Source organism: Mycobacterium sp., assembly GCF_036490025.1.
Classification (GTDB): Bacteria; Actinomycetota; Actinomycetes; order Mycobacteriales; family Mycobacteriaceae; genus Mycobacterium.
Genome location: NZ_DASXEP010000185.1, coordinates 1 through 12,250 on the forward strand (window position 1 = coordinate 1; position 12,250 = coordinate 12,250).

Here is a 12,250-nt window from a genome sequence, read left to right on the forward strand (position 1 = left end):
CGTCGGCTACTTCGCCAACAGCACCGGCATCTACAACGGGGACGACGTCGTGATTCTCGGCGTGCCCGTCGGCAAGGTGGAAAAGATCGAACCAGAGCCCGACCGGGTCAAGATCACCTTCTGGTACAACGACAAATACAAAGCGCCTGCTGACGCGAAAGCTGTGGTCCTGTCGCCGTCACTGGTAACGCCTCGATCCATCCAGTTGACGCCGGCCTACACGGGTGGGCCGGTGTTGCAGTCCGACGCGGTGATCCCACAGGAACGCACCGCGGTCCCGGTGGAGTGGGACGACTTCCGTCAGCAGCTCGAGAAGCTGACGCAGGTCCTGCAGCCCACCAAACCAGGCGGAATCAGCACACTGGGCGCATTCGTCGACACCGCGGCCGACAACTTGCGCGGCCAGGGCCCAGGTATCCGGGATACGATCATCAAGCTGTCGCAAGCGATTTCCGCTTTGGGCGATCACAGTGGCGACCTGTTCAGCACGCTGAAAAACCTGTCGATCCTCGTCTCCGCATTGCACGACAGCGGCGATTTGCTGCAACATCTCAACCAGAATCTGGCCGCGGTGACGAACCTCCTCGCCGACGACCCCAACGAGGTCGGAAACGCGGTTCGCAATCTCAACGACGTGGTCGGTGATGTCCAAAACTTTGTGGCCGACAACCAAGAGTCGCTGGGCACCACGTCGGACAAACTGGCGTCGGTGACGCAGGCAGTGAACGACAGCCTGGACGACGTCAAACAGCTACTGCACGTCGCGCCGACGGCCTTTCAGAACTTCCTGAACATCTACCAGCCCGCCCAAGCCACGCTGAGCGGTGCGCTGGCGGTCAACCAATTTTCCAACCCGGTTCAGTTCCTCTGTGCGGCAGTGCAGGCCGCTGCCCGTCTGGGCGCCAAGGAATCAGCGAAGCTGTGCGTGCAGTATCTGGCGCCGATCTTCAAAAACCGCCAGTACAACTTCCCGCCGCTGGGCGAGAATCTTTTCGTCGGAACCGCAGCCCGTCCCAACGAACTCACCTACAGCGAGGACTGGTTGCGACCGGACTACGTTCCCCCTCCGCCTGCGTCCGCCCCAGGCAACCCACCGCCCCCGGCAAATGGCGCCCAGCCGCTGGCGGCGGAATCGCCTGGCGCGCAACCGGTTCCGACTAACCCATCCGACGGCCTGCGCGGGATGATGACGCCACCCGGAGGTGGACATTGATGCCCCGGCCACACCGCATTCGCGTCGCCGCAGGGCTTTTGGCGCTGCTGGTCGCAGCCGCGCTGTCCGGGTGCGGTTTCCACGGCGCGAACTCGTTCAAATTGCCGGGCACCCAGGGCGGCGGCAAGGGTTCATACATCGTCCAAGCGCAGATGCCCGATGTTCAAAACCTCGAACAGAATTCCCGCGTCCGAGTCAACGACGTCACTGTCGGCACGGTGACCAAGATCGAACTTCAGGGCTGGCATGCCCTAGTCACCATGACGATCAACGGGGACGTCGACCTGCCCGCCAATGCAACGGCCACACTGGGTCAGACCAGCCTGCTCGGCTCGGTGCATGTGGAACTGGCGCCACCCGGGGGGACGTCACCAGAGGGCAAGCTCAAACGTGGATCACTGATCCCGTTGGCATCCGCCGGTGCTTACCCGTCCACCGAACGGACGCTGGCGGCAGTGTCGTTGCTGGTCAACGGCGGCGGCCTGGGCCAGATCCAGGACATCATCAAGGCGTTGAGCACCGGTTTCTCTGGTCGCGAGCAGGATCTGAGAAGCCTTCTGGGACAACTCGATAAGTTCGTCAGCTACCTCGACGACCAAAAAGGCGACATCATCGCCGCAACCGAAAGCCTCAACAACTTGGTAGGGCAACTCGCCGACCAGAAGCCGGTCATCGACAAGGCGCTCAAGACGCTGCCTCGCGCGTTGACCGTGCTCAAGGACGAGCGGAAAAACCTTGCCGACGCGCTCGGCGAGCTGAGCAAATTCGGGGCGCTTGCCGCCGACTCGGTGAACAGGATCAAGTCAAACCTGGTCAAGGAGCTCAGGGATCTCGGTCCGGTCGTTCAGTCATTGGCCGATGCCGGGCCGGCGTTGACCCGCTCGCTCGGATTCTTCGGAACCTTCCCGTTCCCGAAGGACACGCTCAGCAAATGGAACCGCGGCGACTATGCGAACTTGACCGCGGTCCTCGACCTCACGCTGAGCCGGCTCGACTCGGGATTTTTCACCGGCACCCGATTCGAGTGCAATCTGACCGAGCTGGAGCTGCAGTGGGGGCGCACCATCGGCCAGATGCCCAGTCCGTGCATGAACGGCAGCCAGTACAACCCCGGCAACCCGTTGGTCGTCCCTTACCACTTCGACCAGGGGCGGTGACATTGTGTTGTCGAAGCGGACGAAAACTCAATTGGTGGTTTTCGCAGCGGTCAGCTTGATCGCCGGCACCATCATGTTCTTCGCTTACATGCAGGTTCCGACCGTCTTTTTCGGAATAGACCGGTACTCGATCACGGTGAAGTTGCCCCAGGCGGGCGGCCTGTACCCAGGCGGAAACGTCACGTACAGGGGAGTCGAGATCGGACGGGTGCAGGCCGTGCGCCTTACCGAGACCGGCGCCGAGGCAGAGCTGCAGATGGATTCGGACGTCCACGTTCCCGCCAACCTCGATGCCCAGGTGCACAGTGTCTCGGCGGTGGGCGAGCAGTACGTCGAGTTGCTGCCACGCTCTGCAAAAGGGCCATCGCTGAAAGACGGCGACGTGATCCCGCTGGACCGCACGTACGTCCCGCCGGACATCAACTCCCTGCTGGCTGCGGCCAACCGCGGCCTGTCCGCGATCCCACGTGACAACCTGAAGACGGTGGTCGACGAGGGATATGTCGCTTTCGGCGGGCTCGGCCCAGAACTCTCCAGGCTGGTGAAAGGGACGAGCAATCTGGCGATCGACGCTCGCAAGAACCTGGATGCGCTCACTGTCTTGATCGACCAGTCGAAGCCGGTGCTCGACAGCCAAATCGCGTCGTCGAATTCGGTGCAGGCTTGGGCCGCCCACCTGGCGACCATCACGTCGCAGCTACAGAACAACGACTCCGCCTTGGCCGGCGTACTGCAGAAGGGCGGCCCAGCGGCCGACCAGGCCCGACAGCTGATCGACCGACTCAACCCCACGTTGCCGATCGTGCTGGCCAACGTCGTCAGTGTCGGCCAGGTGGGGGTCACCTACCGGGACAACCTGGAAGCCCTCCTGGTCGAGCTGCCGCAGGGCGCAGCCGACATCCAAGCGGTCGGGGTGGCCAACCGGAACACCAAGCAGGATTACCTTGGTGCCTACCTGAGCTTCAACCTGAACCTCGGCTGGCCCCCGGCATGTACCACCGGATTTCTGCCGACCCAGCAGCAGCGGGCCGCCAGCTTCGAGGACTACCCCGAACCACCGAAGGGCGACTTTTACTGCCGGTTACCGCAAGACTCGATACTCAATGTCCGTGGGGCGCGCAACTATCCGTGTGAGACTCGCCCGGGCAAGCGCGCCCCGACCGTCAAGATGTGCGAAAGCGACCAAGCCTACGTTCCACTGAACGACGGGTGGAACTGGAAGGGTGATCCGAACGCGACATACACGGGGCAAGGTGTCCCGCAGTACAGGCCGGGGGAGGAGCCGCCGGGCCAGGTTCCACCTCCGCTGCCGCCCGGTCCGCCGCCGCCACCGATAGCGGCCTTTGAATACGATCCAGGCACCGGCATGTACGTCGGGCCCGACGGCCACGTTTACTCACGAGCCGAGCTGACCCCAGGTGCCGCAAAGGAGAAGTCATGGCAGAACATGTTGATGCCTCCGCCGAAGAAGTGACCAAGCCGGACCAGCCTGAGTCAGGCACCCCCGAGAAGATGAGCTCTCTGGCGCCGGAAGTCGATCTTGACGACGCCGAGGACTACGACGACGCGGTTGACGCCGATGTTGACGAAGATCCCAAAGAGGTTGCCGCTCGGGGCAGGACGACGTCACCGGTACGGTTGGCGATCGTCGTGGGCGTGATTGCGATCCTTGCGGCAACCTCGGTGGCCGGCTGGCTGGCGTACCGGCAACATCAGGCACTTCAGGCGCAACAGCAGAACGAGTTGTTGATTCGGGTAGGGCGCCAGGGCGCGCTGAACCTCACTACGATCGACTGGCAGCACGCTGACTCCGACGTGCGACGCATTTTGGACTCGGCGACCGGCTCCTTTTACGACGACTTCGCCAAGCGCTCGAAACCTTTCATCGAGGTGCTCAAAAAGGCGCAGTCGAAATCAGTGGGAACAGTCACCGAAGCGGGCCTCGAGTCGCAGTCAGGCAGCGAGGCCCAAGTGCTGGTGGCCGTGTCCGTCGTCACCTCGAATGTCGGTGAGCCCGAGGCGGAGCCACGGCATTGGCGAATGCGAATGTCGGTGAAAAAGGTGGGCGACGACGCAAAGGTCTCGAACGTCGCGTTCGTGCAATGAGGAAGCGGCAGTTAGGCAACCGTCGCGTAGCGAGCCAATCAATCAGAGAGGGTGACATCCCCGTGCGTGTTGAAACCGAAACCGTGACCGGCCACGAACCGGCCGAGGTCTACACGGAGACAACCGATCATCCCGAAGACATCGAACGCGTAGTGGAATCGGAGGACGACGAATCCTCCGACGACACTCACACCGAGAGCGCCGACGATGTCAAGCCGCCGGCTCGCTGGCGCCGAATCAAGTGGTCACACGTGTTGGCCTTCGGGGTGTTGCCGGTTCTGGCGTTGGTGATAGCAGCGGCCGCAGGTTTCTTGAAGTGGCGAGACGCGTGGGTCCGCGGGTCCAGGGCCGCCGGCATCGAATCCGTTGCAGCCGCCAAAGATTCGACTGTTGCGTTGCTGTCCTACCAGCCCGACACCGTCGACAAGGATCTGAGGGCCGCCCAAGACCGGCTGACCGGCGGCTTCAAAGACTCCTACACACAGCTGATCCAGGACGTAGTGATCCCCGGCGCAAAGAAGCAGCATATCTCGGCGGTTGCCACTGTTCCTGCCGCCGCTTCGATTTCGGCGACTCCAAAACACGCGGTGACCCTGCTGTTCGTGGACCAGACTGTGATCGTTGGCAACGACGCGCCCACCGATACGTCGTCCATCGTCCGGGTGACGATGGACAGAACCAGTGGCCGGTGGCTGATCTCGGGGTTCGATCCCGTCTAGAGCGGTATGGCCGACGCAGACATTTTGCGCGTGAGCGTCACATGGTGATTTGCGTCGGACCGAAATCCTGGCAAAGCGTATATGGCGGCACGAAGGTGCTTGCGCATCCTTGGCCTCTCACGATGTACGTCGCGCCGGGCTGATAGGGATAACGCACCTCCGCCGGGTTCTGACCATTCACCGATGCGCATTCTCCCTGCGAGCCTCCGCCGGCTACCGACAGACATACCGTCGACACATTCGGTTGTGCATGGATCGTGCACGGTCCTGGGCGCAGAGTTGCTGATACCAGGCTTAATCCAGAAACTTCAACGACTTTCGGCTGCGTGAGGATGAAGGAACACTGTCCGGTTCCGTCATCGTCCGATGGTGACGCTTGTGAGACGCCCGCGGGGTAGGCGGCTTCGACAAATGCCATCAGCAGACCGGCCCATAACGCCATCAGCGAGCTCGGGATCATCCTTGATTGATTCGATAGGCACCAGAACATCTATCTCAACCTCCACTGATCGGCGTTCGCCACCAATGCAATTCGCAAAGCGGAACTGACTCGCTGCTGGGGGAAGACGTTTCGCATGTCTCCGCCTAGATGTTGCTCTGGCCCGCAAGGCGCTCTAGTGGCGACAATGCTTCGTTGAGGCTTACCCGATCCTCTGGACTCAACGCCGTCAGCATTGCTGCAAGCTGCGTGTGCCGTGTCGCCAGGGCATTGCACCGCATCGCGTGGCCGTGCGCCGTGATCCCGACCACGACCGCCCGCAGATCATTGGGATCGCGCGACCGGTCGACAAGTCCCAATTTCTGCAGTCGACGGATCGCCACCGTCACCGTTGGGGTACGGACCCGCTGATGGGCTGCCAACGCAGTCATCCGCATAGGTCCGCACTCCTGCAGGGCCATCAGGATCGACAATTGCGCCAGCGTGAGGTCTCCGGCCAGGATGTCGCCCGGATCGCGACGGCCCAACACCTGGAACACCTCGGATAAGACCTTGTACAACTCTGCCGCGCGCGCGGTGGCCCGCTCGGCAGCTTGGGTAGTTTGCTGACTGCGCGTGGGGCTCATCGGCGCCGAGACTGCGGTTTGTAATGCCATTACTTCCGCAGACCTCGTCTGGCGGGCGATCCTAATCCTGACATGCGGGAATACTATCCGTTATATAGTTTGATGTCTCTAGAAGCGGCGACAGGTCATACGTCGTCCAGCATGAAGTAGCCGCTGTCAGGTGATTGCGCCTGCGACCTTGAGCTCGATGAGGCGGTCGTCGTCGATGCCTAGTTCGCGCAGCACCCCGTCGGTGTGCTCCGCGAACTGCGGGGCTCTTGCCAGGCTTGCCGCGTCATCGTCGAACTTCACCGGATTGGCCACCAATTTCTGCGGATGACCTTCGGCATCAACGATTTCGGCGATGCGACCGTTGGCGGTCAGGGCTTCGTCATTGGCGATTTCCCACGCGTCCTGTACCGGGGCCCATTGTCCTCTGCCCTTGCGTAATGAGGCTTGGCACTGGGCGAAAGTCACGTTGCCGATCGCTTCCTCGACGATGTGTTGAGCGGTTTCGCTGTGCTCGGCCATCGCCTCGATCGTTGTGAACCGCGGATCTTCGGCGACATCGTGCAGACCCATCAGCCGGCAGAACTCCGGCCAGTAGCGCGTCGGCTGCAGCATCGACAACTGGACGAACCTGCCGTCGGAAGTCCGATAGGCGCCGGTGAGAGGGTTGCCCGGAGCCTGGGTTCGGCGTTCCACCTTCGGCAGCGGGCCGCCCATCAGCATCGCCATGTTCACGCTGAACTGAGTAGCCCAGGCGCCGACCGACAGGAGCGAGACGTCGAGCACCGACGGTTCCCCGGTGGCCTGCCGGCCATAGAGTGCTGCCGCCACACCTCCGGCAATGGTGATGCCGCCGATGTTGTCCCCGTAAGCCCCGGCGGGCATGAACGCGCTGTGTTCGGCATCGGGCGATGTGAGGCCGTCCGCGCTGCCGCCGCGGGCCCAGAACGCCGTCGCGTCGTAGGCCCCGGCATCGCGGTCAGACCCGTTGGAGCCGAAGCCGTTGCCAACGACATAAATAATGTCGGGGTTGACGCGGCGGACATCGTCGACGTCGATGGACAGCTTCTGGCGCGAGGACGGCAGGTAGTTCGTCAGGAACACGTCGCTTCGCCGGATCAGTTCGTCGAGCAGCGGACGCGCTTCGGAGTTGTCGAGTGCCAGCCCGACACTGCGCTTTCCGCGGTTGGGCGCCTCCATGATCGGCGCGAACGACGACCCGGGAACCGTCGCCGCGGCGCCCAACACCTTGACCAACCCGCGCTGGGCATCGCCGGTGACAGGATGCTCGATCTTCACCACGTCGGCGCCCCAGTCGGCGAGCACCGCGCCTGCCGATGGAACGAAGGTGAACTGTGCGACCTCCAGAACGCGAACTCCGTTGAGCGGCTTACGCATCAGATGTCCTTAAAGTGGGATTGGGCGCGATGCCCACTCAATGCATGATGTCTTGAACCTTCGTCTTCTCATAGCCTTTGAGCAGCGCCGGGCTGGCGTTCTCCATGTGACGCCGCCAATGCGCCTCGGCCTCAGTGCCTTCGCGAGCGGCCACCAGGTCGGCGAGCCGTGTATACGACCGCATCAGTTTGGTGTACTGCGCCTTGGGCACGACGTTCTGAACGCTGAGAAATGCTGCGGTCATGTGCTTTTCGAAGACCTCGTGCAGCATGCCGGCGATCACGGTCAACGTCGCGTTGCCCGACAGCTCCACCAGTCGGCGGTGCAAGGTAGTCGAGGCTGCGCCCAACTTGCCTGTCTCCCACGCAGCGGGGATCTCATCGATGAGGTCGCGCAACTCGCGGTGGGCCGCTGCGGTGCCGTTCTCTGCGAGTAATCGAGCCGCGTACGGTTCGATACCCATCCGTGCGGTCATCACGTCGGCGAGGGTGGTGCCCGCCAGGGCGAGCAGGAAGCCCGCCGGCCGCGCGACGATTTCGGGGCCCGGGACGCGAACCCGGGCACCGGTGCGTGAGCCGCGCCGCACCTCCACGAGGCGATCGGACTCCAAGACTCGCACCGCTTCTCGCAGCGATGGCCGGCTGACCTGGAAGTGATCCATCAGTTCGGCTTCGTAGGGGAGGAAGTCACCGTCTTTTAGCCGGCCCTCGACGATCATCCGCCGTAATGTGTCCGCCACGATCTCGGCCGTCTTGGGCGACCGCACCGCACCGTTTTTCTCTGAAACGGTCATCGGCGCGAGAGGTTCCCGTTTGGTCATCGTGACCTCCTGAAACTCGACATGTACTACTCAGTACACCATGTAAGACGCCGATCCGGGCGATCCGCGGTCTGCCTCAGCGCACCTGGGACAGAACGCGCGTTGCGGCTGCACCATAGCCGGCGCGGCGTCGGCGTCCGACCAGGAAGCTTGGCGGTGCTGCAAACGCCATGTCGGGCAGTCGTTTGCGAGTCGCCAGCATTTCGCGCGCCTGTGTGTCGTCCCCGCAGATCGCAATCGACCACAGCATATCGTCGGTGACGTGGTCGGCGATCGTTTCCGGTTGGCCGCTCCGGAAGGCCGAACGGATCTGGGCGACCTCGTCTGTCCAGCCGTGCAGTTCTACGAGTGAGTCGTAGGTCTTCACGGTGAAGTAGAAGGCGACCTGTAGCCGGGCGTCTCGGACTGCCCGGGCCGGGTCGTCGTTGTCGATCGCGGTGATCAGCCAACCCCAACGTCGTAGCTCGGCCGGGTCGCGTCCGCTTGATTCGGCGCCGCGCGCCAGTTCGGGCTCTACGACTTCGGTCCACCACCGATCCGTGAACAAGCCGTGCCCCAGCACGCCATCGGCGGTGCGACCCACCGTGCGCAGCATGATCTCGTTGAAGGCCCCGATCAGGATGGGTACGTCCAATCGGCCGAGCACTGGTGCACGGATGTCGGCGTCGATCGAGTAAAACCGTCCGTCGTAACGAATGCGCTCGCCGTTCTCGGCGTGCAGGAACGCCCTGATCACCTCGATCAACTCGGCCATCCGGGGCGCGGGGTGGGCGGCGTCGACACCGAACCAGTCCTTGTTCATCCGTGACGTTCCCGACCCAAGTCCCAGAAAGACCCTGCCCGGGGCGAGTGTGGATAGATGTCGGACCGCTGCGGCATGCACGAACGGGGACCGGGCGAACGCATAGGCAATCCCCGGGCCGATCTTTGCGCGCGAGGTACCGAGGGCCATCTCCGTCGCTGTTATGTAGGCGTTCAAGTCGGCGAACTCACCGGCGCAAAATGCCTGCGCTCCGGCAGTCTCGGCCTGCGTTGCCAGCGCGGGCCCCGGCCATGGCAGACCCCAGTCCATCTGTCCTCACATCCGTAGGTGTTACATCACTAACCTAGTAATACATGTGACTATACGTCTCGACCGAGGCGATGGACCATCGTGTCGGTAAACATTCTTTTTAGACAAATGTGTCAAAAATTTAGTAGCCTCGACGTGTTGGTGCTGCCGGGTGCCGTACGTGGAAGGGGCGTTCCGATAATGCAAACCTTGCCCAGCATGCTGCCCACCGGATGGTTTCAGGTCGCCTGGAGTGCCGATCTCGCCGTCGCAGACGTCGTCCCGATGCACTACTTCGGCCGGGATTTGGTCGCCTTCCGGCAACTGGACGGGGCGGTGAAGGTGCTGGACGCGCACTGCCAGCATCTTGGCGCGAGCTTGGCTCATGGGGGCTGCGTAGTCGAGGACGGCATCCAGTGCCCATTTCACGGCTGGGTGTGGAACGGAGTCGGCCGCAACGTCCGCATTCCGTACCAGGATCGGCCCAACAAGGCCCGACGAGTACGGTCCTACCCGGTCACCGAGCTCAATGATTCCATCCTGATCTGGCATGACAGCGCCGGCCGGGAGCCGCTGTGGGAGGCGCCGGATGCTTTCGCGGTGCTCGGCGATCACGTTCGCTCGCGGCAGTTCCACCCGTTTGGCGCCGAGTGTCGGACACGACACGAGCGGGTGAAGGTGCACCCCCAGGTGATCGCCGAGAACGCTGTCGACCCGCACCACTTCCAGTTCGTCCACCACACCCCGATCAGTCCCGTGGTGTTGCGCGAAAGTACCGACAGCTCGACCTGGGCGGCCAAGGTCGGCTTCGGCCGGAAGTGGAGCGACGGTCTTGACCGCGACGGCGACACAATGAACACCATCGAGATCTACTGGTCAGGCGTAGGTGTCAGCTACAACGGTGAACACGTCCGCGACGGAATCCGGGTCATCTCGATCTGCGCGACACCGGTGGACGACACCAGATCCGACATCTTCGCCGGCTACTGGATCAGCGAGGAAGAAGCAGCACGCCCCGATGATTTCGAGACGCGGCTGGCCGCTGCGAAACTCGCGCTTCCGGACGACATCAGAATCTGGGAGCACCAGAAGTATCTCGACCGGCCGGGCCTGGCGACCTCGGAGGGCGCGGGTTTTCGCGCACTGCGCCGGTGGGCGAGCGGGTTCTATCCCCAACCACGGGCCGCAGCCGAACCGGTCATGCATGGCGTCTGACAGCCCGTCCCGGACAACGCGGAAGTCCGACCGCACCCGCGAGTCAATTCTCGATGCTGCCCGGACTGCGTTCGCGCGCAAGGGTTTCTCGGGTGTCACCATCAGGGACATCACCGACCTCGCCCCGGTCACCCGGGCGAACTTCTACTATTACTTCTCCGACAAGACCCAGCTCTTCATCGAGCTCGGCACCGACACCTACCGCGAAGCGCTGGCAGTCGTCGAAGGTTTCATGGAGCAGGGTAGCCCGCCCAACAGGGCGGACATCGAGGGCTGGGTGGCCAGGTACTTCGAGTACCTGGACCGCAACGGCGCGTTCGTCATTCGCTCGACAGAGGACATGCCTCCCGATCGCAAATTTCGCGCCGCGGTCACCCGCTCACACCGCCGCACCGCCGCCGCACTCGGTGAGGGCATCGCAAAGCTAGCGGCGACACCGCCCGACCTCGACCCGGTGGCAACCGGGCTGGTGGTTATGGCGATGCTCGAGCGTTCGTGGCTGATGGTTCGCCACAACGAAATCCCTTCGACGACGCGCCAAGCGGTGCTCGTGGCGGCCACCGAGCTACTGTGGCGAACAGTTAACGGTCAGACCTGACCGGCGTCCATTCGCCGACCAGCTGATCGACCGTGGCCAGCCGACCCAGCACGGCAATAGTGTTGTCCAGCACTTGTTGTGCATATGCCTGAGGAGTTCCGCCGACGGCGTCGCGCGGCACGACGAGGTCGAAACCGGCCTGCGTGACATGTCCGGCAGTGTGGGTGATCGCCAAGTTCAGCGAAACGCCGGCCAGGACGATGGTGCGCACGCCGAAGCCCTTGAGCACAGGCAGCAATTCGGAGTCGAGCGTCGGGAACAGGCCGTGGTGGCGCGGTAACACCACATCGGTGGGCGCCAGCAGTTTGGGAAGCACTGCGGTAGAGGCGTTTCCGGGAGCCCAGTGCGCGGTTGCCGGACCCAATGCCCGCCAGATGCGCGCCGTCCCGGTCGGTCGCCCGCCGAGGTTGCCTTCGTAGGTCGCGTGCACTACTCGTGCGCCGAACTGGCGGGCGGAATCGAGAAGCCGGGCCACGTTGGAGACGAGTTCGGAGCTGTCGGCGGCCAAGGCGGGCAAGACGGATTCCGGGCCCAGTACGCCGTTCTGGCATTCCACACATACAACGGCTGTGGTGCCGGGATCCCATGGTGTCGGAGCCATCAGCCCAGTTTCAGAGGAACGCGCTCGAGGGAAAAGGTGCTCGCGGGGAACACGATCCGCGGTTCCTCACCCACTTTCACCGAAAACTCCGGAATGCGCCGCAGCCATTCGTCCACGATCAACCTCAACTCGAGACGGGCCAGGTGCGACCCCAGGCAACGGTGCGGCCCGCCGCCGAAGCCCCAGTGCCGGTGCACCTTTCCATCCATCACCACGTCATTGGTGGAGATCTCGTCGCTGTCGTCACGATTGATCGCGGCGACACACAACCGGACCATGGTGTCAGCGGGCAGTGTGACGTCCCCGATGGTGACCTCGG

The 12,250-nt window shown here is 63.2% G+C and carries 13 protein-coding genes; 7 read left to right on the forward strand and 6 right to left on the reverse strand.

All coding sequences use genetic code 11. From position 1 onward, the window contains the following. The 5 genes from VGG53_RS21865 to VGG53_RS21885 form a co-directional block, all read left to right on the forward strand. A partial coding sequence (locus VGG53_RS21865; RefSeq protein ID WP_331520211.1) for an MCE family protein occupies positions 1 to 1,213 on the forward strand: 1,213 nt, incomplete at its 5' end. Then, on the forward strand, positions 1,213 to 2,370 hold the full coding sequence (locus VGG53_RS21870) for a virulence factor Mce family protein (protein WP_331520212.1): 1,158 nt from the start codon (positions 1,213 to 1,215) through the stop codon (positions 2,368 to 2,370). The genes VGG53_RS21865 and VGG53_RS21870, both read left to right, overlap by 1 nt. Before the next feature lies 1 nt (position 2,371). Continuing rightward, positions 2,372 to 3,844 carry an MlaD family protein gene (locus VGG53_RS21875; protein WP_331520223.1) on the forward strand — a complete coding sequence of 491 codons (1,473 nt, stop codon included), beginning with the start codon at positions 2,372 to 2,374 and terminating at the stop codon, positions 3,842 to 3,844. Continuing rightward, entirely contained in the window at positions 3,808 to 4,476 is a 669-nt protein-coding gene (locus VGG53_RS21880; RefSeq protein ID WP_331520213.1) for an Mce protein, read from the forward strand. The genes VGG53_RS21875 and VGG53_RS21880 overlap by 37 nt, the downstream gene beginning before the upstream one ends. Before the next feature lie 62 nt (positions 4,477 to 4,538). Then, the gene (locus VGG53_RS21885) at positions 4,539 to 5,195 is read left to right on the forward strand and encodes a hypothetical protein (RefSeq protein WP_331520214.1); all 657 of its coding nucleotides are present in this window, start codon (positions 4,539 to 4,541) and stop codon (positions 5,193 to 5,195) included. A 585-nt stretch (positions 5,196 to 5,780) separates the two neighbouring features. On the opposite strand, the gene VGG53_RS21890 is transcribed toward VGG53_RS21885, so the two are convergent. From VGG53_RS21890 to VGG53_RS21905, 4 genes are all read right to left on the reverse strand, one after another. Beyond that, positions 5,781 to 6,260, reverse strand: a complete 480-nt coding sequence (locus VGG53_RS21890) for a MarR family winged helix-turn-helix transcriptional regulator (RefSeq protein ID WP_331520215.1) — start codon at positions 6,258 to 6,260, stop codon at positions 5,781 to 5,783. A 156-nt stretch (positions 6,261 to 6,416) separates the two neighbouring features. Next, complete coding sequence (locus tag VGG53_RS21895) at positions 6,417 to 7,646, reverse strand: CoA transferase (RefSeq protein WP_331520216.1); 1,230 nt, start codon at positions 7,644 to 7,646, stop codon at positions 6,417 to 6,419. Positions 7,647 to 7,683: 37 nt separating this feature from the next. Next, positions 7,684 to 8,466, reverse strand: coding sequence for a FadR/GntR family transcriptional regulator (locus VGG53_RS21900; protein WP_331520217.1), 783 nt, complete (start codon positions 8,464 to 8,466; stop codon positions 7,684 to 7,686). A 76-nt stretch (positions 8,467 to 8,542) separates the two neighbouring features. Continuing rightward, positions 8,543 to 9,538: an LLM class flavin-dependent oxidoreductase gene (locus tag VGG53_RS21905; protein ID WP_331520218.1), complete on the reverse strand. Its 996-nt coding sequence runs from the start codon at positions 9,536 to 9,538 to the stop codon at positions 8,543 to 8,545. A gap of 180 nt (positions 9,539 to 9,718) precedes the next feature. On the opposite strand from VGG53_RS21905, the gene VGG53_RS21910 reads away from it, so the two are divergent. Both VGG53_RS21910 and VGG53_RS21915 read left to right on the forward strand, forming a co-directional pair. After that, on the forward strand, positions 9,719 to 10,732 hold the full coding sequence (locus VGG53_RS21910) for a Rieske 2Fe-2S domain-containing protein (protein ID WP_331520219.1): 1,014 nt from the start codon (positions 9,719 to 9,721) through the stop codon (positions 10,730 to 10,732). Continuing rightward, on the forward strand, positions 10,722 to 11,330 hold the full coding sequence (locus tag VGG53_RS21915) for a TetR/AcrR family transcriptional regulator (RefSeq protein WP_331520220.1): 609 nt from the start codon (positions 10,722 to 10,724) through the stop codon (positions 11,328 to 11,330). Before VGG53_RS21910 ends, VGG53_RS21915 begins: the two co-directional genes overlap by 11 nt. Here VGG53_RS21915 and VGG53_RS21920 read toward each other — a convergent pair. Together VGG53_RS21920 and VGG53_RS21925 are read right to left on the reverse strand one after the other, a co-directional pair. Beyond that, positions 11,314 to 11,931 carry an isochorismatase family protein gene (locus tag VGG53_RS21920; RefSeq protein ID WP_331520221.1) on the reverse strand — a complete coding sequence of 206 codons (618 nt, stop codon included), beginning with the start codon at positions 11,929 to 11,931 and terminating at the stop codon, positions 11,314 to 11,316. The two genes, VGG53_RS21915 and VGG53_RS21920, sit on opposite strands and share 17 nt — an antisense overlap. Then, positions 11,931 to 12,250: cytochrome P450 (locus VGG53_RS21925; RefSeq protein ID WP_331520222.1), on the reverse strand; the 320-nt coding region annotated here is incomplete at its 5' end. The genes VGG53_RS21925 and VGG53_RS21920, both read right to left, overlap by 1 nt.